At 56.6% G+C, this 24,865-nt stretch carries 23 protein-coding genes; 14 read left to right on the top strand and 9 right to left on the bottom strand.

Annotated elements, in window-relative coordinates; translation table 11 throughout:
* Positions 1 to 34: 34 nt before the first annotated feature.
* Positions 35 to 2,224, bottom strand: a complete 2,190-nt coding sequence (gene fhuE, locus A6013_RS02310) for a ferric-rhodotorulic acid/ferric-coprogen receptor FhuE (protein ID WP_069732480.1) — start codon at positions 2,222 to 2,224, stop codon at positions 35 to 37.
* Positions 2,225 to 2,564: 340 nt separating this feature from the next.
* Here fhuE and hinT point away from each other — a divergent pair, with 340 nt between their 5' ends.
* The 8 genes from hinT (at position 2,565) to A6013_RS02270 (ending at position 8,652) form a co-directional block, all read left to right on the top strand.
* Complete coding sequence (gene hinT / locus A6013_RS02305; protein ID WP_006809243.1) at positions 2,565 to 2,924, top strand: purine nucleoside phosphoramidase; 360 nt, start codon at positions 2,565 to 2,567, stop codon at positions 2,922 to 2,924.
* A 1-nt stretch (position 2,925) separates the two neighbouring features.
* Positions 2,926 to 3,300 carry a YcfL family protein gene (locus tag A6013_RS02300; RefSeq protein WP_041910507.1) on the top strand — a complete coding sequence of 125 codons (375 nt, stop codon included), beginning with the start codon at positions 2,926 to 2,928 and terminating at the stop codon, positions 3,298 to 3,300.
* A gap of 13 nt (positions 3,301 to 3,313) precedes the next feature.
* A complete protein-coding gene (gene lpoB, locus A6013_RS02295; protein ID WP_088205017.1) occupies positions 3,314 to 3,958 on the top strand; it encodes a penicillin-binding protein activator LpoB in 645 nt (214 codons plus the stop codon).
* Positions 3,939 to 4,763, top strand: a complete 825-nt coding sequence (gene thiK / locus A6013_RS02290; RefSeq protein WP_049136782.1) for a thiamine kinase — start codon at positions 3,939 to 3,941, stop codon at positions 4,761 to 4,763. The genes lpoB and thiK overlap by 20 nt, the downstream gene beginning before the upstream one ends.
* A gap of 11 nt (positions 4,764 to 4,774) precedes the next feature.
* Complete coding sequence (gene nagZ / locus A6013_RS02285; protein ID WP_045261820.1) at positions 4,775 to 5,800, top strand: beta-N-acetylhexosaminidase; 1,026 nt, start codon at positions 4,775 to 4,777, stop codon at positions 5,798 to 5,800.
* A 34-nt stretch (positions 5,801 to 5,834) separates the two neighbouring features.
* Positions 5,835 to 6,377, top strand: a complete 543-nt coding sequence (gene ycfP, locus A6013_RS02280; protein WP_008500781.1) for an alpha/beta hydrolase YcfP — start codon at positions 5,835 to 5,837, stop codon at positions 6,375 to 6,377.
* Between the two features lie 237 nt (positions 6,378 to 6,614).
* Positions 6,615 to 7,919, top strand: a complete 1,305-nt coding sequence (locus A6013_RS02275) for an NAD(P)/FAD-dependent oxidoreductase (protein WP_028012730.1) — start codon at positions 6,615 to 6,617, stop codon at positions 7,917 to 7,919.
* Positions 7,920 to 8,112: 193 nt separating this feature from the next.
* Positions 8,113 to 8,652: a glycine zipper 2TM domain-containing protein gene (locus tag A6013_RS02270; protein WP_028012731.1), complete on the top strand. Its 540-nt coding sequence runs from the start codon at positions 8,113 to 8,115 to the stop codon at positions 8,650 to 8,652.
* 58 nt (positions 8,653 to 8,710) lie between these two features.
* Here A6013_RS02270 and comR read toward each other — a convergent pair whose 3' ends face one another.
* Positions 8,711 to 9,346, bottom strand: coding sequence for a TetR family copper-responsive transcriptional repressor ComR (gene comR / locus A6013_RS02265; RefSeq protein WP_048959700.1), 636 nt, complete (start codon positions 9,344 to 9,346; stop codon positions 8,711 to 8,713).
* 244 nt (positions 9,347 to 9,590) lie between these two features.
* On the opposite strand from comR, the gene bhsA reads away from it, so the two are divergent.
* Positions 9,591 to 9,848, top strand: a complete 258-nt coding sequence (gene bhsA, locus A6013_RS02260) for a multiple stress resistance protein BhsA (protein ID WP_023332711.1) — start codon at positions 9,591 to 9,593, stop codon at positions 9,846 to 9,848.
* A 73-nt stretch (positions 9,849 to 9,921) separates the two neighbouring features.
* Here the strand turns inward: bhsA and A6013_RS02255 are convergent, their stop codons facing one another.
* The 3 genes from A6013_RS02255 to A6013_RS02245 all read right to left on the bottom strand — a co-directional run bounded on the left by A6013_RS02255 (position 9,922) and on the right by A6013_RS02245 (position 15,706).
* Positions 9,922 to 10,887 (bottom strand): L,D-transpeptidase family protein, encoded by a 966-nt coding sequence (locus A6013_RS02255; RefSeq protein WP_069732479.1) that lies wholly within the window; start codon positions 10,885 to 10,887, stop codon positions 9,922 to 9,924.
* A 149-nt stretch (positions 10,888 to 11,036) separates the two neighbouring features.
* Complete coding sequence (mfd, locus tag A6013_RS02250; protein ID WP_048959702.1) at positions 11,037 to 14,483, bottom strand: transcription-repair coupling factor; 3,447 nt, start codon at positions 14,481 to 14,483, stop codon at positions 11,037 to 11,039.
* Between the two features lie 149 nt (positions 14,484 to 14,632).
* A complete protein-coding gene (locus A6013_RS02245) occupies positions 14,633 to 15,706 on the bottom strand; it encodes an acyltransferase family protein (RefSeq protein ID WP_063437660.1) in 1,074 nt (357 codons plus the stop codon).
* Between the two features lie 257 nt (positions 15,707 to 15,963).
* On the opposite strand from A6013_RS02245, the gene lolC reads away from it, so the two are divergent.
* From lolC to cobB, 5 genes are read left to right on the top strand one after another with little or no spacing between them, the layout of a single operon-like run.
* On the top strand, positions 15,964 to 17,163 hold the full coding sequence (gene lolC / locus A6013_RS02240; RefSeq protein WP_028012739.1) for a lipoprotein-releasing ABC transporter permease subunit LolC: 1,200 nt from the start codon (positions 15,964 to 15,966) through the stop codon (positions 17,161 to 17,163).
* The gene (gene lolD, locus A6013_RS02235) at positions 17,156 to 17,857 is read left to right on the top strand and encodes a lipoprotein-releasing ABC transporter ATP-binding protein LolD (protein ID WP_008500772.1); all 702 of its coding nucleotides are present in this window, start codon (positions 17,156 to 17,158) and stop codon (positions 17,855 to 17,857) included. Before lolC ends, lolD begins: the two co-directional genes overlap by 8 nt.
* Positions 17,857 to 19,101: a lipoprotein-releasing ABC transporter permease subunit LolE gene (gene lolE / locus A6013_RS02230; RefSeq protein ID WP_045261624.1), complete on the top strand. Its 1,245-nt coding sequence runs from the start codon at positions 17,857 to 17,859 to the stop codon at positions 19,099 to 19,101. The genes lolD and lolE overlap by 1 nt, the downstream gene beginning before the upstream one ends.
* Positions 19,102 to 19,155: 54 nt before the next feature.
* Positions 19,156 to 20,067: an N-acetylglucosamine kinase gene (nagK, locus tag A6013_RS02225; protein WP_028012741.1), complete on the top strand. Its 912-nt coding sequence runs from the start codon at positions 19,156 to 19,158 to the stop codon at positions 20,065 to 20,067.
* Positions 20,068 to 20,081: 14 nt separating this feature from the next.
* A complete protein-coding gene (gene cobB / locus A6013_RS02220) occupies positions 20,082 to 20,903 on the top strand; it encodes a Sir2 family NAD+-dependent deacetylase (RefSeq protein ID WP_041910499.1) in 822 nt (273 codons plus the stop codon).
* A gap of 39 nt (positions 20,904 to 20,942) precedes the next feature.
* Here the strand turns inward: cobB and potD are convergent, their stop codons facing one another.
* The 4 genes from potD to potA are packed head-to-tail and all read right to left on the bottom strand — an operon-like array spanning position 20,943 to position 24,751.
* The gene (gene potD, locus A6013_RS02215) at positions 20,943 to 21,977 is read right to left on the bottom strand and encodes a spermidine/putrescine ABC transporter substrate-binding protein PotD (protein ID WP_028012743.1); all 1,035 of its coding nucleotides are present in this window, start codon (positions 21,975 to 21,977) and stop codon (positions 20,943 to 20,945) included.
* On the bottom strand, positions 21,974 to 22,765 hold the full coding sequence (gene potC, locus A6013_RS02210) for a spermidine/putrescine ABC transporter permease PotC (protein ID WP_048959704.1): 792 nt from the start codon (positions 22,763 to 22,765) through the stop codon (positions 21,974 to 21,976). The genes potD and potC overlap by 4 nt, the downstream gene beginning before the upstream one ends.
* Positions 22,762 to 23,619, bottom strand: coding sequence for a spermidine/putrescine ABC transporter permease PotB (gene potB / locus A6013_RS02205; protein ID WP_041910497.1), 858 nt, complete (start codon positions 23,617 to 23,619; stop codon positions 22,762 to 22,764). The genes potC and potB overlap by 4 nt, the downstream gene beginning before the upstream one ends.
* Positions 23,603 to 24,751, bottom strand: coding sequence for a spermidine/putrescine ABC transporter ATP-binding protein PotA (potA, locus tag A6013_RS02200; protein ID WP_167401640.1), 1,149 nt, complete (start codon positions 24,749 to 24,751; stop codon positions 23,603 to 23,605). The genes potB and potA overlap by 17 nt, the downstream gene beginning before the upstream one ends.
* Between the last annotated feature and the right edge of the window lie 114 nt (positions 24,752 to 24,865).

The raw sequence follows: 24,865 nt of genomic DNA, 5'->3' as shown, positions 1-24,865 counted from the left end.
CCTTTTTTATTGCTGTGGTTTGTTGTGCCAACACTCAGAAGTCGTAACTTGCGCTCACCGAGACGTTCAGCGGTGCGCCATAAACCACGTAAGAGCCGACGTAATCGTAATACTCTTTGTCAAACAGGTTGTTGACGTTCGCCTGAATAGCAAAATCTTTGGTGACCTGATAGCGGCTGAACAGATTAACCAGTCCGTAGCTGCCTTGCTCTGCGCGGGATTGTCCCGCCGGGCCACCGTCCACATCCGTCCACACTTTGTTCTGCCAGTTTACGCCACCGCCCACCGTCAGCGCCGGCAGCATTGGCAGTTGATAACGGGTAAACAGCTTCATTGTCGTGCGCGGCTGATCGGAACTGACAGCGCTGCCGTTCTTATCTTCCGCAATGTAGCGGGTCGCGCCGAACGTCAGCTGCCAGTTATCGGTCAGGGCGCCGTTCAGCTCGAACTCAATCCCTTTGCTGACCACGCCGTCCAGCGATTCATAAATCGACTCACCGCTCGGCATGTAGGTATAGGTGTTGCTCGCCACGTTATCCTGCTCGATGCGGAAAATCGCCAGCGAGGTGGTCAGACGGGTATTAAACCAGTCTGCTTTAACACCGGCTTCGTAGCTTTTGCCCGTGGTCGGATCGAGATAACGTCCGCTGGCGTCGCGCTTGTCCTGCGGCTGGAAGATGGAGGTATAGCTGACGTAGGTCGACCAGTCTTCGTTGATATCGTAGACCAGGCCCGCGTAAGGCGTTACGTCATCTTCAGTGCTTTCCAGACGGGTGTCAGGAGAGCCCGCCGGGTTATAGCGAATGTTGTAGTTGGTGTAGCGCGCCCCGAGGATCAGGTGCAGCGGGTCAGCCAACGAGAAGCGGGCGGAGGTGTACGCTGAGGACTGGCGAATGTCGTCCTGGCTATAGAGCTTCCACGGCGTCCACTGCGGATCGGCGATATTTCCGTTCCAGTTTTTGAAATTCCCCACGTCCACCATGCCGTACAGCGCATCCGGCATTCTGTTGTCATAGTGGTTGCGCTGTCGGCTGAAGCTGCCGCCAAACATCATCTCATGCTGGCGGCCGAAAAGATCGAAGCCGCCGCGCAGGAAGGCATCAACCGCATCCTGTTTGCGTTCACCTCTGTTCCAGCCGCCGTAGCCAACCATGCCCGCCCCGGTCTCTTTTTCCGGATAGCCGGACATATACATCAGCTTGCTGTCGAAGTTGGTCTCCGCGTGCATGCCGTTGACGTGCGCTTCCCAGCCGTTGTCGAAACGCTGGGTCAGGTTAGCGGAGATGCGGGTGCTATCCTTGTCTGAATAGGCCCAGTCAGGCGCAACGGTCTGGCTGCGATTGTAGTCGGTTTTACTCCCGTCGCTGTACCAGGTCGGCAATCCGCCCCAGGTCGGATCGGCGGTGTGGCTTTCCTGATATTCATACCCTACAGAGAGGGTGGTGCTGTCGGTGACGTCCGCATCCACCACGCCGTAGAGGAACTTCTTCCGGTAGTGGTAGTTATCAACGAAGCTGTCGTTGTCCTGATAGCCCGTAATCAGGCGTCCCCGTACCTTCCCGGACTCTACCAGCGGTGCCTGGAGATCCAGCACGTAGCGCTGTTTGTCCCAGCTGCCGTAGCTGGCGGAGACATTGCCTTTGAACTCATTGCTGTCCGCATGCTTACGCACCATATTGACGTACGCCGCCGGGTTACCGGTGCCGGACATCAGCCCGGTTGCGCCGCGAACCACTTCGATACGGTCGTAAATCGCGGTATCGGCGGCGGTGTCGCCGAAGTTCCACACTTCGCTGATGGAGGTGGGCAGGTCGTCATACGCGTAGTTACTGACGAAAAATCCGCGCGAGTAAAAGACGGTACGATCGCTGTCCTGCACCTGCGCCGTTACGCCCGTGGTGTTGGTTAACACCTGGCCGATAGACTGCAGGTTCTGATCCGCCATGCGCTGCTGGCTAATCACGCTAACGGACTGTGGGATATCACGGGGAACCAGCAACAGCTTTGTGCCGGTGGTGGTGGTTTTTACGCTGTAATCCCGGTCCTGACTTGCGGAAGGATCCTGCGTATTGTCAAAACCTCCATCCACGACGACGGTGTCTTCGGTTGCTGATGCAGCGAAAGCGGCGGCTGGCGTCAATGCCATAGCAATACAGGCTGCCAGCAACGAAGGCGTTGCGACAGGCTGACGTTGCCCATCCCTGGTGTGAACAATGAAAGACATTATCAAACCCTTATGAACGGTGAAGAGTGTTTGCGTCAGTCCCACAAATACGGTCTGACGTCGTTTTCTATGTTAAAAATGCGCATGAAAATGCAAATGCGAAATATACGCATTGCCATTAATGCTGTAAACAGATGTGTCGTGCGAAACTGAAATAATGTTTCAGCCCGTTAAGGCACGCGAGCGGTCACTCTTCAGTCATCTGATGAATATTCAGCAAAGAATTCGGGGGAGAAGGTTGAAAGGACAGGAGAAACTCGCTCATACTCTTGAATTGTGTCACACAGTCCTCCAGAGAGTGTGTTAACAGCGGACGCACCTAACAAAAAAGGAAAAGGTCATGGCTGAAGAAACGATTTTCAGTAAAATTATTCGCCGCGAAATCCCATCGGATATCGTCTATCAGGATGAACTGGTAACGGCTTTCCGGGACATTTCCCCTCAGGCACCGACACACATCCTTATCATTCCTAATATTCTGATTCCGACCGTAAACGACGTAAAAACCGAGCACGAAGTGGCGTTAGGTCGTATGCTGACGGTGGCGGCGAAAATTGCCGAGCAGGAAGGCATAGCGGAAGACGGTTATCGTCTGATCATGAACTGTAATCGTCATGGCGGCCAGGAAGTTTATCATATTCACATGCATCTGCTGGGTGGACGTCCGCTGGGACCGATGCTGGCTCACAAAGGTCTGTAACATGTTTAAAGGGCGTATTGCAGCGCTGGTAATGACGATGATGGTTGTGGGGTGCAGCACGCGTCCGGCGATCCCCGTCAGCGATGAACAGACGCTGGTGATGGAATCCTCCGTGCTGGCTGCGGGCATCACGGCGCAACAGCCCGCACTGACCATCAGTGAAATTAAATCTTCTGCCTCCTCTACGCTCTATAACGAAAGAAATGAACCGGTGACGGTCCACTACCGTTTTTTCTGGTATGACGTAAGAGGTCTTGAGATGCACCCGCTGGAGGCGCCGCGCAGCGTCACTCTTCCGGCAAGGTCGTCGGTAACGCTCTATGACAGCGCCAGCTATCTGGGTGCGCATAAGGTGAGACTTTATCTTTATCTCTAAGGGGTGAACCTTGATTAAAAATATGAGCCGTTATGCGCTCGTGACCGCATTCGCGCTGTTCCTCGCAGGGTGTGTGACCCGTACAGAACAGCCAGCACCTGTGGAAGAGGCAAAGCCGGGTACCGAGCAGCCGACACCGCCAACGCAGACCCAGCCAACCGTGCCGTCTGTACCGTCTATTCCGTCACAGCCTGGCCCGATTGAACATCAGGACCAGACGTCACAACCTGCGCCGCGCGTGCGCCATTACGACTGGAACGGTGCGATGCAGCCGATGGTCGGTAAAATGCTGCAGGCTCAGGGCGTGACGGCAGGCAGCGTGCTGCTGGTCGATAGCGTGAACAACCGTACCAACGGTTCGCTGAACGCGGGCGAAGCGACAGAAACGCTGCGCAATGCCCTGGCAAACAACGGTAAGTTTACGCTGGTCTCTGCTCAGCAGCTCGCGTTAGCCAAACAGCAGCTGGGCCTGTCGCCGCAGGATAGCCTCGGCACCCGCAGCAAGGCGATTGGCATTGCCCGCAACGTTGGCGCCCAGTATGTGCTGTACTCTAATGCGACCGGTAACGTGAATACCCCAGCCCTGCAGATGCAGCTGATGCTGGTTCAGACAGGCGAAATTATCTGGTCAGGTAAAGGTGCGGTTACGCAACAATGACACCACGCGTGAAGAGATTCTGACGCGTTATTTTCCACAGTACCGCCTTATCGCGCCGCAGGCCCACTCCGGGCTTAGCGGCGCGAGTTGCATTATAGCGCGGGGCGCGCACCGTCTGGTCTTGCGGCAGAACCACGATCCCTTCGCCCCGGCTTTCCAGTTTCGCCGTCAGTTTCGCGCCCTCAAACGCCTTCCGTCGGATCTCGTGCCTGAACCCCGATTTTTCAGCAAGGGCTGGATGGCCGTCGACTATCTGGAGGGGGAGGTGAAAAGCGCGCTGCCGGACACCCCAGCGCTTGCGGCGATGCTGTATCATCTGCACCAGCAACAGCGTCTGGGGTGGCGAATCGCCTTACTTCCACTGCTGGAAAACTACTGGCAACAAGCCTCTCCAGCAAGACGTACCCCAGTGTGGCTTGCGCATCTCAAACAGCTGCGTAAAGCGGGCGAGCCGCAACCGATTCGGCTCTCGCCGTTACATATGGATGTGCACGCCGGGAACATCGTGCATACGCCACAGGGCGCCAGGCTTATCGACTGGGAATATGCCGGAGACGGCGATGTGGCGCTGGAGCTGGCCGCGGTCTGGACGGAAAGTGAAGCCGCGCGGCAGAAACTCATCAGAGAGTATGCCAGCGTTGCGCACTTTAACGCCGATGCGCTGGCACGCCAGGTGAGACGCTGGCGGCCCTGGGTCATCATGCTGATGGCGGGCTGGTTTGAGATGCGTTTGCAGCAGTCCAGAGATAAACAATTTATTGCGCTGGCAGACGATGCCTGGCGCCAGTTACAAACGAAAGGATAAGAGAGGTGAGTGTGGGTCCAGTCATGTTGGATGTAGAAGGGTTTGAGCTGGATGCGGAGGAGCGTGAAATTCTGGCGCATCCGCTGGTGGGCGGCCTGATCCTGTTTACCCGCAACTATCACGATCCGGCGCAACTGCGTGAACTGGTGCGCCAGATCCGCGCCGCGTCGCGCAATCATCTGGTGGTGGCCGTCGATCAGGAAGGCGGCCGCGTGCAGCGTTTTCGCGACGGTTTTACCCGCCTGCCGGCAGCCCAGTCTTTCGCCGCGCTGCTCGGCACGGAAGAGGGTGGGAAACTGGCGCAGGAAGCCGGCTGGCTGATGGCCAGCGAAATGATTGCCATGGATATCGACATCAGCTTTGCCCCGGTGCTGGACGTGGGCCATATCAGCGCCGCGATTGGCGAGCGCTCCTACCATGAAGATCCGCGTATTGCGCTGGCAATGGCGACCCGGTTTATCGACGGGATGCACGAGGCGGGAATGAAAACTACCGGGAAACACTTCCCGGGCCACGGGGCGGTGACGGCGGATTCCCACAAAGAGACCCCGCGCGACCCGCGTCCGGAAGCGGAAATTCGCGCCAAAGATATGTCGGTGTTCCGCTCGCTTATCACCGATAACAAGCTGGACGCCATTATGCCCGCGCACGTGATTTACAGCGACGTTGATCCGCGTCCTGCCAGCGGCTCCCCGCACTGGCTGAAAACCGTTCTGCGCCAGGAGCTGGGTTTCAACGGCGTCATTTTCTCCGACGATCTGTCGATGGAAGGGGCGGCAATCATGGGCAGCTATGCTGAGCGCGGTCAGGCCTCGCTGGATGCAGGTTGCGATATGATCCTGGTCTGCAATAATCGTAAAGGTGCCGTTAGCGTGTTGGATAACCTGTCACCGATCAATGCAGAGCGTGTTACGCATTTGTATCATAAAGGTTCATTTAGCCGTCAGGAGCTGATGGATTCGGCGCGCTGGAAGTCGGTCAACGCCCGGCTTGAAGACCTGAATGAGCGCTGGCAGGCACATAAAGCCAGCCTGTAAACCCTCCCGGAAGGCGTAGCGTGGTGAGAAGACAATGATCATCTATTTACACGGTTTTGACTCAAACAGTCCTGGTAATCATGAGAAGGTGCTACAGCTGCAGTTTATCGATCCCGATGTACGGCTGATTAGCTACAGTACGCGCCATCCGAAGCATGATATGCAGCATCTGCTCAAAGAGGTGGACAAGATGCTGCAGCTTAACGTCGACGATCGCCCGTTGATTTGCGGCGTGGGGCTGGGCGGCTATTGGGCGGAGCGGATTGGCTTCCTGTGCGACATCCGCCAGGTGGTCTTCAATCCTAATCTTTTCCCGAATGAGAACATGGAAGGCAAAATTGACCGCCCGGAAGAGTATGTCGATATTGCGACCAAGTGCGTGAGCAACTTCCGTGAGAAAAACCGCGATCGCTGTTTGGTGATCCTCTCGCGTAATGATGAAGCACTGAACAGCCATCGGGCCGCAGAGCTGCTGCATCACTATTACGAGATCGTCTGGGACGAAGAGCAGACCCACAAGTTCAAGAACATCTCCCCGCACCTCCAGCGCATCAAAGCCTTTAAAACGCTGGGCTAAACCACAGCCTGCCACTTCAGAAACCCGGTCGCGAATGCGCACCGGGTTTCTTTTTGTCCAGAATTGTCTACTTTTAAGCCATCAAAACTTGATGCATATCAATTTTGGTATGACCAATGCGCCTGACGTGTTATTCTCAATGCACTTGAATGGTTTCAGTGCTGTAACCTGTTGTTAATTAAGGGTTATTTTCATAACTTTTAATTAACAATTGGTTAATAATTTGAGGGGGTCACGTTGACTACGCCATTGAAAAAGATAGTGATTGTAGGCGGTGGTGCTGGCGGGCTGGAGCTGGCCACACAGTTAGGCAAGAAGCTGGGGCGCGGTAAAAAAGCCAAAATCACGCTGGTGGATCGTAACCACAGCCACCTGTGGAAACCGCTGCTGCACGAAGTGGCGACCGGCTCACTGGATGAGGGCGTGGACGCGCTGAGCTATCTGGCGCACGCGCGCAACCATCATTTCCAGTTCCAGCTGGGCTCGGTGGTTGACATCAACCGTGAGAGCAAAACCATTACCCTGGCCGAGCTGCGTGATGAAAAAGGCGAGCTGCTGGTCCCCGAGCGCAAGCTGGCGTATGACACGCTGGTGATGGCGCTCGGCAGTACCTCCAACGACTTCAACACGCCGGGCGTTAAAGAGCACTGTATCTTCCTCGATAACCCGCACCAGGCGCGTCGTTTCCATCAGGAAATGCTGAACCTGTTCCTGAAGTACACCAGCAATCTGGGTGCGAATGGCAAGGTTAACATTGCCATTGTCGGCGGCGGCGCGACAGGCGTTGAGCTGTCCGCAGAGTTGCACAATGCGGTTAAACAGCTGCACAGCTACGGTTACAAAGGGTTAACTAACGAAGCGCTGAACGTGACGCTGGTTGAAGCGGGTGAGCGTATTCTGCCTGCGCTGCCTCCGCGCATTTCCGGCGCAGCGCACAATGAACTGACGAAACTGGGCGTGCGCGTCCTGACGCAGACCATGGTGACCAGCGCTGACGAAGGTGGACTGCACACCAAAGACGGCGAGTATATCAAAGCGGATCTGATGGTCTGGGCGGCAGGTATCAAAGCGCCTGACTTTATGAAAGATATCGGTGGTCTGGAGACGAACCGCATTAACCAGCTGGTCACCGAGCCGACGCTGCAAACCACGCGCGACCCTGAAATCTTCGCTATTGGTGACTGTGCCTCCTGCGCGCGTCCTGAAGGGGGCTTCGTGCCGCCGCGCGCTCAGGCCGCGCACCAGATGGCAAGCCTGGTGCTGCACAACATCCTGGCGCAGTACAAAGGCAAGCCAATGAAGGCGTATGTCTATAAAGACCACGGTTCTCTGGTATCGCTGTCAAACTTCTCTACCGTCGGTAGCCTGATGGGTAACCTGATGCGTGGCTCGATGATGGTGGAAGGGCGCATTGCACGCTTCGTGTATATCTCCCTGTACCGTATGCACCAGATCGCGCTGCACGGCTACTTTAAAACGGGCCTGATGATGCTGGTGGGCAGAATCAACCGCGTCATTCGTCCACGTCTGAAGCTGCACTAATCTTTCACTCCCTCCGGGCCTTCCGGAGGGATTTTTTAGCATATCATGCTGTTCGTCGTGGATTAGGTGCCTAAGAGTTCTCCTAAACGCGATATATCTCTCCCCGATGTCCACTTTTTGATCCTTTGTCTTATTGGCGAAGCCGCGCCTCCATAGCAGAATTGTTACCAATAGCAACAAAGGAGGAAGTCCCGTGAATAAATCAATGTTGGCGGGTATAGGGATCGGCGTCGCAGCTGCGTTAGGTGTGGCTGCTGTTGCCAGTCTCAACGTTTTAGATCGCGGCCCGCAGTATGCGCAGGTGGTTTCAGCAACGCCTATTAAAGAAACCGTAAAAACCCCACGTCAGGAGTGCCGTAACGTCTCCGTAACCCACCGTCGTCCGGTACAGGATGAAAACCGTATTGCCGGCTCTGTTCTGGGTGCGGTAGCGGGTGGGGTGATTGGTCACCAGTTTGGCGGTGGTCGGGGTAAAGATGTCGCGACCGTGGTCGGCGCGCTGGGTGGCGGCTATGCCGGTAACCAGGTGCAGGGCGCAATGCAGGATAACGATACTTACACCACGACCCAGCAGCGCTGTAAAACCGTCTATGACAAGTCGGAAAAAATGCTGGGCTATGACGTGACCTACAAAATTGGCGATCAGCAGGGCAAAATCCGCATGGATAAAGACCCGGGCACCCAAATTCCACTGGATGGAAACGGCCAGCTGGTACTGAATAACAAAGCGTAAAAAAGATGTTCTCTGAACTTAGCTCCTCAAGCGCTCAGGCTGAGGAGCTTTTTTTGCGTCAGATTTTGAGCAGTTCAGGCCACAGGCGCAGCGTGGTGTCGGAAATGTTCTGCAGTTTTTCCAGCGTCGCCCCTTCACGGGCGCTGATCGACATTCCCTGTAAAATACAGCTCAGGTATTGCGCCAGCATCTGAGGCTGGCAGTGTGCGGGAATTTCACCGCGCTGCTGGCGCTGAGCCAGAAATGCGCTGAGCGTCTCCTCCTGCATCGCATGACGCGATTTCACCGTATTGGCGATCTCTTTTGATGCTGCCGCCAGGGTGGCAGAGGTGTTAATCATAAAGCAGCCCGCGGGCGTATCTTTACTGGTGAAGCAGGTGGCAACGGCGGTGAAGTAATCCCGTAGCGCCTGTTCAACGCTTTTCTCTTCACAAAATAGCTGGGCTTCGTGTTTCGCCGCAAAGCGCGAAATGTACCTGTCCAGCACCGCCCTGAACAGCCCCTCTTTATTGGTAAATTCAGCATACAGCGTCGGCGCTTTAGCTCCGGTGGCTTCTACCAGATCGGAAAGCGAGGTCGCTTCATACCCATGTTGCCAGAAGAGAGTCATGGCCTTATCAAGCGCTGCATCCCTGTCAAACACTTTTGGTCGGCCACGGCTTTTCTTCACACAACTCGTGACGTCGGTTGTCATTTGCCGTTGGTCCTCTGTTGGTTTGTTGAATGACCATTATAAAAATAAACGCAACCCACCACCAGTGCAGAATGCTTAAAAATAAATTAATCATATATGTATGAAAAATAACAATTTTAAAATTTAATTAATGCTCGTTATAAAAATGTGTTGACGCGTGAGCTGGATCACATTTATGATTTACCTATCGATCGTTAACTAAATAGCTAACGACCAAAAAATTCATCTGCCAAAGGTAAACATTATGAAAAACGTCAAAACCCTCATCGCTGCTGCTGTACTGAGTTCACTCTCTTTCGCAAGCTTTGCTGCTGTACAGGTACAATCTACGCCAGCCGATCAGCATAAAGTCGGGACGATCTCTGCGTCTGCCGGGACTAACCTGGGCTCTCTGGAAGATCAGCTGGCACAAAAAGCGGAAGCAATGGGTGCAAAATCTTACCGCATCACCTCTGTGACCGGTCCTAACACCTTGCACGGCACCGCTGTCATCTACAAATAAGCCGGGCATAAACCCTCATTTATGCCACTGCAATAAAAAACGCCCTGCTTAGCAGGGCGTTTTACTTTCCGTCTTACATGGACTGCTGGACGACATCGTGATGCCGGGTGACATCGGTCGGCATGCCTGACCGCGCTTCCATGGCGCGCTCCATCACCAGGCTATCGGTATCCGCATTCGTTTTGAAGCTCACCATCGCGGCATTCAGGTTAATGGGTAATGTCTGGGGATCATCGCCGATATTTTTTGATAGCGGCTGGTGAATCTCAACCAGCCGCACGCCGCCTGGCTCTTCAGAGACCTTAATCGGCGTATTGATAATATTCACCTTCGTTCCCGGCGTAACGACGTTAAACAGCGTTTTGATATCGTCATCGCGCAGACGAATGCAGCCGGAGCTGACGCGCATGCCGATGCCAAAATCCGCGTTCGTACCGTGCAGCAGGTACACACCGCCATATGCGGCAAGGCGGATCGCGTGATGACCCATCGGGTTATCCGGGCCTGCCGGAACCACGGCAGGAAGATCGATGCCCTGGGCCTTATAGCGGGCGCGAATGTTGGCCGTCGGCGTCCAGGTTGGGTTGGCGCGTTTATCCGAGACGGTGGTGACCATCGTCGGCGTCAGCGTATCGCCGCCCAGTTGACCAATACCGATAGGGTAGACGGTAACCTCATTTTTACCCGGCGGGTAATAGTACAAACGCAACTCCGCCAGGTTGATCACGATCCCCTCCCGCGGGGCATCCGGCAGGATAGTCTGTAATGGAATGGTCAGTACGCTGCCCGCGCGCGGGACGTACGGATCGACGCCGGGGTTCGCCTGCAGCAGGGCCAGAAAACCGACGTTATATTTTTTGGCTATCGCTTCCAGTGAGCCACCATTGTTTTCAACCACATGAAAACGGTTTTCGCCCACCACCTTGCTGCCGGGCGGGGGAAGGGGCCAGGTGTTTGCCCGAGCAGGAAGCGCAACCGCGACGGTGGCTGCCAGCGCAAACAGGGTTATCCAGCGGGTAAAACGCGAAGAGGTCATCATCACCATAATCCATATAAATGATAAGGTTATTGTTTTATAAGGGGTTAAAGATAATTATGGCGAATGGGTGTGTCGGGAAGATCGGGTGAAGTGCAAAGAGTTTGTAAATTGTCCCCCGCCAGCATTGCGCTAACGGGGGGAAGGGTGAGTTACGCGACAGCGTTCTCTTCCAGCTGTCGCATAAAGTTACGCACCCAGTCCATGCGCGTTTTGCGCTCCGTCAGCTCCTGGGTAAATTTCAGTCGCGTCGGGCCATCAAGACGGAAGTGCTGCGGCTGTTTTTGCAGCAGGCCGATCAGCCACATCGGGTTGACGTGGTTCTTCTCGGCAAATTCAATGACGCCGCCTTTTTCGTTGCCCTCAAGCTTGCGAATGCCCAGCTTCTGCGCCTGCTGGCGCAGGCGCGCGATATCCAGCAGGTTACGCGCAGCATCTGGCAGCAGGCCGAAGCGGTCGATCAGCTCAACCTTAATTTCTTCCAGCTCGTTTTCCGTCTTCGCGCTGGCGATGCGCTTGTAGAACGACAGGCGGGTATTCACGTCCGGAATGAAATCGTCCGGCAGCAGGGAAGGCATTCGCAGCTCGACCTCGGTTTGCTGGCTGGTCAAATCTTCCAGAGACGGCTCGCGCCCGGCCTTCAGGGCGTCCACCGCGTTTTCCAGCAGCTCCATATAGAGCGAGAAGCCGATGGTCTCCATGGAGCCGCTCTGGTCCTCACCCAGCAGTTCACCTGCGCCGCGGATCTCCAGGTCGTGCGTGGCAAGCGCGAAGCCTGCGCCGAGGTCTTCCAGCGAGGCGATGGCTTCCAGGCGCTTTTGCGCGTCGGTGGTCATCGCTTTCGGATGCGGCGTCAGCAGCCAGGCGTAGGCCTGATGGTGCGAACGCCCGACTCGGCCACGCAGCTGGTGAAGCTGGGCCAGGCCGAAGTGATCCGCGCGTTCGATGATAATCGTGTTCGCCGTTGGAATGTCGATCCCGGTTTCGATGATGGTGGTACACACCAGCACGTTAAAGCGCTGGTGGTGGAAGTCGTTCATCACCCGCTCCAGCTCGCGTTCGCGCATCTGTCCGTGACCGATGGCAATACGCGCTTCCGGTACCAGTTCCGCCAGCCTGTCGGCGGCTTTCTGGATATTTTCGACATCGTTATACAGGTAATAGACCTGACCCCCGCGCAGCACTTCACGCAGAATGGCCTCACGCACCACCAGATTGTCGTACTCGCGGACAAAGGTTTTTACCGCCAGACGACGCGCCGGCGGCGTGGCGATAATCGACAGATCGCGCATGCCGCTCATCGCCATGTTCAGGGTTCGCGGGATCGGAGTCGCGGTCAGGGTCAGGATGTCGACGTCCGCGCGCATCGCTTTGATGCGCTCTTTATGACGCACCCCGAAGCGGTGCTCTTCGTCGACGATCAGCAGCCCCAGATCTTTCCACTTCACATCGCTTTGCAGCAGCTTGTGGGTACCGATCAGAATGTCAATTTTGCCTTCGCTGGCCTGCTCCAGGATCTGCGTCTGCTCTTTGGTGCTGCGAAAACGCGACAGCATCTCGATGCGTACCGGCCAGTTGGCGAAGCGGTCGCGGAAGTTGTCGAAGTGCTGCTGAGCGAGCAGGGTGGTTGGCACCAGCACCGCCACCTGCTTGTTGTTTTCAACCGCAAGGAAGGCGGCGCGCATTGCCACTTCGGTTTTGCCGAAACCGACGTCGCCGCAGACTAAGCGGTCCATTGCCAGCGGCTGGCACATGTCGCTCAGCACGGCGTTAATAGCCTGAGCCTGATCCGGCGTAGTTTCAAACGGGAAGCTGTCGCAGAACAGCTGGTACTGTTCTTTGTCGTGCTTAAAGGCGAAGCCCTCTTTGGCCGCGCGCTGGGCGTAGATATCCAGCAGTTCGGCCGCCACGTCGCGCACTTTTTCCGCCGCTTTCTGGCGTGCACGCGCCCAGGCGTCGCCGCCCAGCTTGTGCAGCGGCGCATTTTCCTCCGCGCCGCCCGCATAGCGGCTGATCAGGTGCAGCGACGAGACCGGTACATAGAGTTTGGCGTCGTTGGCGTAGGTCAGCATCAGGTATTCACCTTTGATACCGCCTGCTTCCAGCGTGGTCATCCCCTGATAGCGGCCAACGCCGTGCTCCAGGTGAACAATCGGCTGGCCTGGATGCAGCTCGGCCAGGTTGCGGATCAGCGTGTCCGGGTTAATGGTCCGACGGCTGTCCTGACGGCGGCGCGCGACGCGCTCGCCCAGCAGGTCGCTTTCGCAAATCAGCGCCAGGTTGTTGAGCGTGTCAATGAACCCGTGCTCGGCGGCGCCAATCATCAGGTAACGACCGTTTCCGGTTGCTTCGCTCAGGCGAAGAATGCGCTTCGGCGCCACCTTAATGCGTCCCAGCAGCTCACCGAGCGCCTCGCGGCGGCCTTCACTCTCAACGGAGAACACCACCGGCCCGGTAAAGGATTCCAGGAACTTGCGCAGATTATCCAGCGGCGATTTCTGCTGAGCCTGAACGGCCAGCTCCGGCAGCGTGCGGAAGGCGAGGTTGGTGTTGGCGGCCTTATCGGCAAGCGAATCGGTTTTCAGCTGCATGCGCGGCCAGCGCTTCAGCTCGGCGTTGAGTTCGTCGGTGCGCAGCCACAGCGCTTCCGGTGGCAGGAGCGGACGCATCGGGTCAACGCCCCGGTTTTCGAAGCGTGCGCGGGTTTCGCTTTCAAAGCGGCTGGCGCTGGCGTCGATATCGCCGGTGTTCACAATCAGGGTATTCGCCGGGAAGTAGCTGAACAGGGCGGGCAGCGGCTCGCTGAAGAACAGCGGCTGCCAGTATTCGATTCCGGCCGGGAGCGTACCTTTGCTGACCTGCTGATAGATATGTTCTGCATCACGCTTTACGTCGAACCTGTCGCGCCACTGGCTGCGGAACAGCTCGATGGCGGTTTTGTCCGTCGGGAACTCGTGGGCAGGCAGTAAATTGATGGATTCCACCTCTTCCAGCGTGCGCTGGGTGTCGGCATCGAACACGCGCAGGCTGTCGATTTCATCATCAAAGAAATCCAGACGATACGGCTGGTCGCTGCCCATCGGGTAAAGGTCGAGCAGCGCGCCGCGGGTGGCATATTCCCCGTGCTCCATGACCTGATCGACATGGCGATATCCGGCACCGTCAAGCTGGTCTCGCAGGGTGTCGCGAGACAGGCGCTGGCCTTTTTTCATCACCAGCGCGTGGCCGTGCAGATAGCTGTGCGGGCAGACGCGCTGCATCAGGGTATTCACCGGCACAATCAGCACGCCGCGCTGCATGGTCGGGAGTTGATATAGTGTCGACAGGCGCGAGGAGATGATCTCCTGATGCGGGGAGAAACTGTCATACGGCAGCGTTTCCCAGTCGGCCAGGCTGAACACCAGGCTATCGGTGAACTGGCGGATTTCATCGTGCAGGCGCAGGGCGTTTTGCATATCCGGGGCAACCAGCACCACCGGGCCAGGGTGCCGCTCAGCGATTTCTGCCACCAGCGTGGCGCACGCCGCGCCCGTGAGTTCACCCAGCTGGCGCTGGTCGCCCGCTTTGACGGGCAAGGAATAACGATAGTGTTCAGGCATGGCTATGTCAGAGTCTCTTATGGATATACCAACAGTATTGGGGCATATCACTGATACGCAATGTCTTTATTATCCTCGATCGTTTTACATAAGCAAATTGTAACCGCACGGCAGGGCTAAACGCCCCCAAAACGGGGGCGGAGAGGGCATTAACGGGTGGCAGGTGACAGGCTCCGCGTAGACGGAGGAGAGAAGAAAAGGTCCCCGAACAGCGCGGTGGAAATTTTACGCACCCCGAGCCCGGCAAGGGTACAGATCAGCAGGCTGGCAATCGGGTAGACCAGTATTAAGCACAGTTCTGCCCAGACCGGCCACAGGGCGGCATTCATCTCGCCAATCAGGATCAGGCTGAAGGCCTCAATTAAGATGCGGTGGGTGGTATAGATCGCAATGGTGTTTGAGCCAATCACGTTCAGCAGGTTGTTGGGATGTACGGCATAACGCTGCTCAAGGCTGTAGAACAGCTTCATGATCAACACGATCGACAGCAGAGAAAGCAGGAGAGGAACGTTAGCAAACCACAGCACCACGGAGACGGCCGCGAAAGCGCCAGTAGCCAGCCAGGTGCGGCGCAGGTTGAAACTTTTCATCCACGCCATCAGCTCGGCGCCATACCACGCCCCCAGGCTGTAGTAGATCATGTTGCGTACCACGCTGTTCATTCCCCACCACGGCAGCGGCAGGAAGTTGATCGCGATGCTCGCCAGCGCAAGCAGTCCGAGTACCGGCAGCTTCCAGCGGCTCAGCAGTTTACACAGCGTGAAGTAGACCACCAGAGCATACAGATACCACAGGCTGGTACTGGCGGTGAGCATGCCCCGCACAAATCCTGCCAGGGAATCGGCGTAGGCCGCGTTCGACGAGGTGGCAAGCTCGCGATCGGGCGCCAGCCAGGCGTTCAGGTGGGTCAGCGCCTGCCATTGCAGGATCCCCCACAGCGCCAGAACCCAGACAATGCTCCAGATCCGCTTGTCGAGGCTGGTGCGCCAGTCTACCTCGTCAATATAACGACGGATCAGATAGCCGGAGATAAAGAAGAAAACCGGCATCCGGAACGGGGCGAGATAGAGGTTAAAATAGACCCAGCATTTGGCGAGGAGACCGGAGAGCGGATGCTGTAGCCCGCTGAGATGAGGATAAAAGGTGATGACCGAGTGGTAAATCACCACCAGACAGATGCACAGCCCTTTTATCTGATTAATCCATAATGCTTTTTGTTTCATTGGTAACCCATACCAGTTTTGCCATAAACGTAGGGGCAATTGTTCTAAAACGACAGAGAGATGTAACGGGTAACTGTCTGTATCGGGACGTTTTTCGGAAAAGGTGGAGGCTATCCAGAGGGTAAATGGAAAGTACCACCCTGATTTATCTGAGTTTTTCGGAAAAATGATTACCAAAGCTTACGGTTTCAGTCATTTACCCTTAACGGATTCGCTTATATACTCGTGGGTCTGCTATCAGCAAACAGACGGACTTCATGTATCAACCTGTCGCACTCTTCATAGGCTTACGCTACATGCGTGGGCGCGCCGCGGACCGCTTCGGTCGCTTTGTCTCCTGGCTTTCGACTATTGGCATTACGCTCGGCGTGATGGCTCTGGTGACGGTGCTTTCCGTCATGAATGGCTTCGAGCGCGAGCTGCAAAACAACATCCTGGGGCTGATGCCGCAGGCCGTTCTCTCATCGAACAACGGTTCCGTTAACCCGCAACAGCTGCCGGAAAGCGCGGCGAAGTTACAGGGTGTCACGCGCGTTGCGCCCTTAACCACTGGCGATGTGGTGCTGCAAAGCGCCCGCAGCGTGGCGGTCGGCGTGATGCTGGGTATCGACCCGGCGCAAAAAGATCCGCTGACGCCGTTCCTGGTTAACGTGAAGCAAACCGATCTGGAAGCCGGAAAATACAACGTGATTCTGGGTGAGCAGCTTGCCGGGCAGCTTGGCGTCAACCGCGGCGATCAGCTGCGCGTGATGGTGCCGTCCGCCAGCCAGTTTACGCCAATGGGTCGCCTGCCGAGCCAGCGCCTGTTTAACGTGATTGGTACTTTTGCCGCCAACAGCGAAGTTGACGGCTATCAGATGCTGGTGAACATTCAGGATGCGTCACGCCTGATGCGTTACCCGGCGGGAAATATCACCGGCTGGCGCCTGTGGCTCGATCAGCCCCTGAAGGTCGATACCCTCAGCCAGCAAAAACTGCCGGACGGCACCAAATGGCAGGACTGGCGCGAGCGTAAAGGCGAGCTGTTCCAGGCCGTGCGTATGGAAAAAAACATGATGGGGCTGCTGCTGAGCCTGATCGTCGCCGTGGCTGCATTTAACATCATCACCTCGCTGGGCCTGATGGTGATGGAGAAGCAGGGCGAAGTCGCCATCCTGCAAACCCAGGGTCTGACGCCGCGCCAGATCATGGCGGTCTTTATGGTGCAGGGGGCCAGTGCAGGCATTATCGGCGCGCTGTTGGGCGCCGTGCTCGGCGCACTGCTTGCCAGCCAGCTTAATAATTTAATGCCGATCATCGGCGCGCTCCTTGACGGCGCGGCGCTGCCGGTGGCTATCGAGCCGCTGCAGGTGGTCGGAATTGCGCTGGCCGCGATGGCCATTGCGCTGCTTTCTACGCTTTATCCTTCCTGGCGCGCTGCCGCCACTCAACCCGCTGAGGCTTTACGTTATGAATAAGATCCTGTTGCAATGCGACAACCTGTCCAAACGCTATCAGGAAGGCACTGTGCAGACTGACGTGCTGCACAATGTGAGCTTCAGCGTGGGCGAGGGCGAGATGATGGCGATTGTCGGCAGCTCCGGCTCGGGCAAAAGTACTCTGCTGCACCTGCTGGGCGGGCTGGACACGCCAACCAACGGCGACGTGATCTTCTCCGGTCAGCCGATGAGCAAAATGTCCTCTGCGGCGAAGGCCGAGCTGCGTAACCGCGAGCTGGGCTTTATCTACCAGTTCCACCACCTGCTGCCGGACTTCACGGCGCTGGAAAACGTGGCGATGCCGCTGCTGATTGGTAAAAAGAAACCGGCAGAAATTAACGCCCGCGCCAGCGATATGCTGAAAGCGGTAGGACTGGGCCACCGGGGAAATCACCGCCCGTCGGAGCTGTCCGGCGGCGAGCGCCAGCGCGTGGCGATTGCCCGCGCGCTGGTCAATAATCCGCGCCTGGTGCTGGCGGATGAACCGACCGGTAACCTGGACGCACGCAATGCGGACAGTATCTTCCAGCTTCTCGGCGAGCTGAACGCCTCGCAGGGAACCGCGTTTCTGGTGGTGACTCACGACCTGCAGCTGGCAAAACGCATGGGTCGCCAGCTTGAGATGCGCGACGGCCATCTGAACGCGGAACTGACCCTGATGGGAGCAGAGTAATGGCGTCACCGTTATCGTTACTCATCGGGTTACGTTTTAGCCGCGGTCGCCGACGCGGCGGCATGGTGTCGCTGATCTCCGTTATCTCGACCATCGGTATTGCGCTGGGCGTAGCGGTGCTGATTGTCGGCCTGAGCGCCATGAACGGCTTTGAGCGCGAGCTGAATAACCGCATTCTGGCGGTGGTGCCGCACGGGGAGATCGAGCCGGTTAACCAGCCGTGGGCCAACTGGAGCGATGCGCTCGCCAAAGTGGAAAAAGTGCCGGGCATTGCCGCGGCCGCGCCCTACATTAACTTTACCGGGCTGGTGGAGAGCGGGGTAAACCTGCGCGCCATCCAGGTTAAAGGGGTCAACCCGGCCCAGGAGGAGCGGCTCAGCGCGCTGCCGAAATATGTTCAGAACGGCGCGTGGGCGAACTTTAAGGCCGGCGAGCAGCAGATCATTATGGGTAAAGGCGTTGCCGATGCCCTAAAGGTGAAGCAGGGCGACTGGGTGTCAATCATGATCCCCAACGCCAGTGCCGATCACAAACTGCAGCAGCCAAAACGCGTGCGCCTGCACGTTACCGGTATTCTTCAGCTGAGCGGTCAGCTTGACCACAGCTTTGCGATGGTGCCGATGGAGGATGCACGCCAGTATCTCGACATGGGCGACAGCGTGACGGGCATTGCCATTAAGGTGAACGACGTCTTTAACGCCAACAAACTGGTGCGTGATGCCGGCAGCGTCACCAATAACTATGTCTACATCAAAAGCTGGATCGGCACTTACGGATATATGTACCGTGATATCCAGATGATCCGTGCGATCATGTATCTGGCGATGGTGCTGGTGATTGGCGTGGCGTGCTTTAATATCGTCTCGACGCTGGTAATGGCGGTTAAGGACAAGAGCGGCGACATCGCCGTGTTGCGTACCCTCGGGGCAAAAGACGGTCTTATTCGCGCCATCTTCGTCTGGTACGGTTTGCTGGCAGGGCTGTTCGGCAGCCTTTGCGGCGTGGTGATTGGCGTGGTGGTTTCTCTGCAGCTGACGCCGATTATCAACGGGATTGAAAAGCTTATTGGTCACCAGTTCCTGTCCGGTGACATCTATTTTATTGACTTCCTGCCGTCTGAATTGCACTGGCTGGACGTTTTTTATGTGCTGGTTACAGCACTTTTACTGAGTCTGCTGGCAAGCTGGTATCCGGCGCGTCGCGCAAGCCGAATTGATCCGGCGAGGGTATTAAGTGGCCAGTAATTACGTCATGGTGTAGCGGTCCTGAGGCCGCTATGTCAGAAAGAGGAATGCGTTATGTATTATGGATTTGATATTGGCGGCACCAAGATTGCGCTCGGCGTGTTTGATAAAGACCTCAAACTGCAGTGGGAAACCCGCGTTCCCACGCCACGCGAAAGCTACGATGAATTTTTAACCGCCATTACTGCGCTGGTGGCGCAGGCGGATGAACGCTTTGGCGTGAAAGGCAGCGTCGGCATTGGTATTCCGGGCATGCCGGAAACCGATGATGGCACGCTGTATGCCGCCAACGTGCCTGCCGCCAGCGGTAAACCGCTCCGCGCCGACCTCTCGGCCCTCCTTGAACGCGACGTGCGTTTAGATAACGATGCCAACTGCTTTGCTCTCTCTGAAGCCTGGGACGATGAATTCCGCCGCTATCCGCTGGTGATGGGGCTGATCCTCGGTACCGGCGTAGGCGGGGGGATTGTCATCAACGGCAAGCCGATTACCGGGCGCAGCTACATCACCGGGGAGTTTGGTCATATCCGTCTCCCGGTGGATGCGCTGGAGGTGGTAGGGCGTGATTTCCCGCTGACCCGCTGCGGCTGCGGCCAGCACGGCTGTATCGAGAACTATCTCTCAGGACGCGGGTTTGCATGGCTTTACGAACACTTCTATCATCAGAAACTTGAGGCCCCTCAAATCATTACCCTGTGGGAGCAGGGGGATGCGCAGGCGCGTGAACACGTCGAGCGCTATCTGGATCTGCTGGCGGTGTGCCTGGGAAATATTCTCACCATCGTCGACCCGGATCTGCTGGTGATCGGGGGAGGGCTGTCAAACTTTACTGCGATTACGGAACGGTTGTCCGGGCGTCTGCCCCGACATTTATTGCCGGTCGCCCGCGTGCCGCGCATTGAACGCGCGCGACACGGGGACGCGGGAGGCATGCGCGGAGCCGCATTCCTTCATCTCACCGATTAGTTTACGAGGTCTTTATGCTGTCGCGTCGCCAGGGTCGACTCAGCCGTTTTCGCAAAAACAAACGCCGCTTACGAGAGCGCTTGCGCCAGCGGATCTTTTTCAGAGACAGAATCATGCCAGAAGCGATGGATAAACCCAGAGTGGTGGTACTGACCGGGGCGGGGATCTCCGCCGAGTCAGGAATTCAAACCTTCCGTGCGGCAGACGGGCTGTGGGAAGAGCACCGCGTCGAGGACGTGGCGACGCCGGAAGGCTTTGCCCGCGATCCGGATCTCGTGCAGGCGTTTTACAACGCTCGCCGTCGGCAGCTTCAGCAGCCTGAGATTGCGCCAAACGCGGCGCATCTGGCGCTGGCGAAGCTGGAAGAGGCGCTCGGGGATCGTTTTCTGCTGGTGACGCAGAATATCGACAATCTGCACGAGCGGGCCGGTAACAAGAACATCATCCACATGCACGGTGAGCTGCTCAAGGTTCGCTGCGCCTGGAGCGGCCAGGTGCTGGACTGGAAAGAGGACGTGCTGCCAGAGGACAAGTGCCACTGCTGCCAGTTCCCGTCGCGCCTGCGTCCGCACGTGGTCTGGTTTGGCGAAATGCCGCTGGGGATGGATGAGATCTACAGCGCGCTGGCGATGGCGGACGTGTTTATCGCTATTGGCACATCAGGGCACGTTTACCCGGCGGCGGGGTTTGTTCACGAAGCGCGACTGCACGGGGCGCATACGGTGGAGCTCAATCTGGAGCCGAGCCAGGTGGGCAGCGAGTTTGAAGAGAAGCAATATGGCCTGGCGAGCGAAGTGGTGCCAGCGTTTGTAGATAAGCTTCTGAAGGGGCTGTAAGAGTAACGGGCGATGTTGCGTCGCCCGTTATGTATTGCATTAACGACCTGCTTTTAACTTTTGATAATACTCTTCGTAAAGGCGGCTCGCGTCGCCTACATCGTTCTGCCATTCTCCTTTGCTGATGGTTTCGGCATCCGGATAGAGTGACTTATCGTTAGCCACGTCAGGCTTCAGCAGCTTGCGGGCGGCCAGGTTTGGCGTCGGGTAGCCAATCGTCTCGGCTACCTGTTTCGCCACGTCCGGACGCAGCAGGAAATTAATCAGTTTCAGCGCACCGTCCACGTTCTTCGCGTTGGCCGGGATCGCGAGGCTATCCATCCAGAAGATCCCGCCTTCCTTCGGCCAGACCACCTCCAGCGGCGTCCCGGCCTGGCGGGCAACATACGCAGAGCCGTTCCACACCATCCCCAGGTTTACTTCGCCTTCCATATACGGATTTGCCGGGTTATCAGAGTTGAATGCCGCCACGTTAGGCATCAGCTTTTTCAGCTCGTTGTAAGCCGCGTCGATCTCTTTCGGATCGGTGGTGTTACCGGAATAGCCAAGCTTACGCAGCGCGATCTGGAACACTTCACGCGCGTCGTCGGTTAACAGCAGGCTGCCTTTGTATTCCGGTTTCCACAGATCCGCCCAGCCGGTGACCGTTTTCGGATCGATGGCCTCGCTGTTCACGCCAATCGCCGTCGCGCCCCAGATGTACGGAATGGAGTAGTCGTTATTCGGGTCGAACGGCTTGTTGAGCATCTCAGGATCGAGGTTTGAAAAATTAGTTAGCTTCGTTTTGTCGATCTTCTGGATCATGCCCTCTTTGCGCATTTTGTCGACAAAGTAGGTGGAAGGAACGACCAGATCGTAGGCGCCGTCCTTGTAGGTTTTGAGCTTGGCATACATGGTTTCATTCGACTCGTAGGTCGAGTAGATCACCTTGATGCCCGTCTCCTTTGTGAACTGCTCCAGCAGGCCCGGCGGCACGTATTCCGTCCAGTTGTAGAAGTAGAGCGTTTTACTGTCATCAGCGTGCGCGGCACCCATGCCAAGCACCAGCGCCGCAGCGGCGAGCATTTTTTTCATTTCATTGTCCCCTGAGATTTTGTTTTATCACGAGCAAGAACCTGGCTGGCGATCACCAGAACCAGCGAAAACAGCAGCAGTATGGTCGCCAGCGCGTTCACCTCCGGTGAGACGCCAACTTTTACCATCGAATAGATCTTCAACGGCAGAATTTCGTAGCTCGGCCCGGTCACGAAGGAGGAAACCACGACGTCATCCATCGACAGGGTAAAGCTGAGCAGCCATCCGGCGGCGACGGCAGGCATCGCCAGCGGCAGGATGATTTTGCGCAGGATGATCATCTCGCTGGCACCCAGATCTTTCGCCGCTTCCAGCATGCGCACGTCGAACCCTTTCAGACGCGCGTAGACGGTGACCACCACAAACGGCAGGCAGAAGGTGATATGGGAAAACAGCAGCGACCAGAAGCCAAGCTGTACGCCCAGCAGCATAAACAGCACCAGCAGCGAAATCGCCATCACGATGTCCGGCGACATCATCACTACAAACAGCATGCCGCTGACGAACGGCTTGCCGCGAAAACGGTAGCGGTACAGCGCCACGGCGGTCAGCGAGCCAATCAGCGTGGCGAAGGTGGCGGAAACGATCGCCATCGTCAGCGAGTGCTGTGCGGCCTGCAGCAGGCTGTCATTGTTCATCAGCAGGCTGTACCAGTTGGTGGTAAACCCCTGCCAGTTGATCCCGAACCGCGAGCTGTTAAACGAGTTCACGATCAAAATGATAATCGGGATATAAAGGTAAGCGTAAATGGCGGTCATAAAACCGCCGCGAAGCAGTCGACCGATCATTCGAGTTCCACCTTCTTGTTGAGCAGGCGAGAAGCGCGCCAGTAGACCAGCAGCATCAGCCCCATCACCACCGTGAGCGTAATGCTGGTCGCGGAGCCGAACGGCCAGTCGCGAATGTTCAGGAACTGACTCTTGATCACGTTCCCAATCAGCAGGTTTTTCGCCCCGCCCATCAGGTCAGACACGTAGAACAGGCCCATCGCCGGGAGCATCACCAGCAGACAGCCCGCAATAATGCCGGGCATGGTCAGCGGAATGATAATGCGGATAAAGGTCTGCAGCTTGCTGGCCCCCAGATCTTTTGCCGCTTCCAGCAGCGGTTTATCGAGCTTCTCAATGCTGGAGTAGAGCGGCATCACCATAAACGGCAGCAGGATATAGACCAGGCCAATGATTACCGCACCTGGGGTAAACATGATGCGCACTGGCGTATCAATCACGCCCAGCCACAGCAGAAACGCGTTGAGGTAGCCTTTGGTGCTGAGGAAGATTTTCAGCCCGTAGATGCGAATCAGCGAGTTGGTCCAGAACGGCACAATCAGCAGAAACAGCAGCAGCGGGCGCACCTTTTGCGGCAGTCCCGCCAGGAACCATGCGAAAGGGTACCCCAGAAGCAGGCAGGCCACGGTGGCAATCAGCGCCATATTGAGCGAGTGCAGCAGCACGTCGAAATAGAGCGGATCGAGCAGGCGCGCGTAGTTGTCCAGCGTAAAGACCAGCGAAACGAAGTTTGCATCGTCGCGGGTCAGGAAGCTGGTGGCGATGATCATCAGGTTGGGTAAAAAGACAAATAACACAAGCCAACCGACGATAGTGGCAATGACCACCTTCTGGAACTTACTTGTGTTCTTCATCAGCCAGCACAACCTCCCAGCTTTCTACCCAGTTGATAACCATTTTCTGGTCAAGAGAGTGGTCAAAGTCAGGATCGTCCTCGTTAAAGAATTCGCTGACCATCACCATTTTGCCGTTCTCCAGTTCCACAACGGACTCGAGGGTCATCCCTTTATAGTTACGTTCGCGAACGTAACCGATCAGACCTTCGACGTCGGCCGTGTCGTGGATCTCATCAACGCGGAGATCTTCCGGGCGCAGCAGGACGTTGAGTTTTTGTCCTTTCTCGACGGCAAAGTTCACGGTGATAATGCAGTCGCGTCCCTCGACGTTCGCGCGAACGCGCTGTGCATCCAGACGCTCAAGTACGGTGGCGTTGAAGATATTGATCTCGCCAATAAAGCTGGCGACAAACAGGTTTTTCGGCTCTTCGTATATTTCACGCGGCGTACCGTCCTGTTCAATCTTACCGTCACGCATTACCACGATACGGTCTGACATGGTCAGCGCCTCTTCCTGATCGTGGGTGACGAAGACAAAGGTGATACCGAGCTTGCGCTGTAGCGCTTTCAACTCGTTCTGCATCTGCTTGCGCAGCTTGTAATCCAGCGCGGAGAGGGATTCATCCAGCAGAAGCAGGCGCGGTTTATTGACGACCGCGCGGGCAATGGCCACGCGCTGCTGCTGACCGCCGGAGAGCTGGTGGGGCTTTCGCTGGGCAAACGTCTCCAGCTGAACCATGCGCAGGGCTTCGGTGACGCGCGGTTCGATCTCATTAGCCGGGGTTTTTTGCATCCGCAGGCCAAACGCCACGTTCTCAAACACGGTCATGTGCGGGAACAGGGCGTAGCTCTGAAAAACGGTATTGACGTGGCGATCTTCGGCAGGAACCTGGGTTATGTCCTGGTTCTCAAGATGGATGCGGCCATTATCAACGCTTTCCAGCCCGGCGATAAGGCGCAGTACGGTGGTTTTGCCGCAGCCGGAAGGGCCAAGCAGCGTCAGAAACTCACCATCATTGATGGTCAGGTTGAGGTCGGAAATGACGTCTTTGCCATCAAAGCTTTTACGAATTCGTTCCAGTTGCACCAGCGGTGAACGAGAACGGGATTGTGTATTCAATTTTTGCGCTGTCCCATATAGACGCCTCAGGCAGCAGACTGAAGCGGGGTTTGTGTGTAACCACCTTGGTGACTCGTAATGAGGGCGGACATTCTACGGCAATCCCCCGTAATCGCCAATCCTTGTCACTGATTCATAAGCTAC

Origin of the sequence: Enterobacter sp. IF2SW-B1 (assembly GCF_001743375.1) — a bacterium.
Classification (GTDB): domain Bacteria; phylum Pseudomonadota; class Gammaproteobacteria; order Enterobacterales; family Enterobacteriaceae; genus Enterobacter; species Enterobacter bugandensis.
The sequence above is the reverse complement of the archived record's forward strand: the minus strand, read 5'-3'. Positions and strand labels throughout refer to the sequence as shown.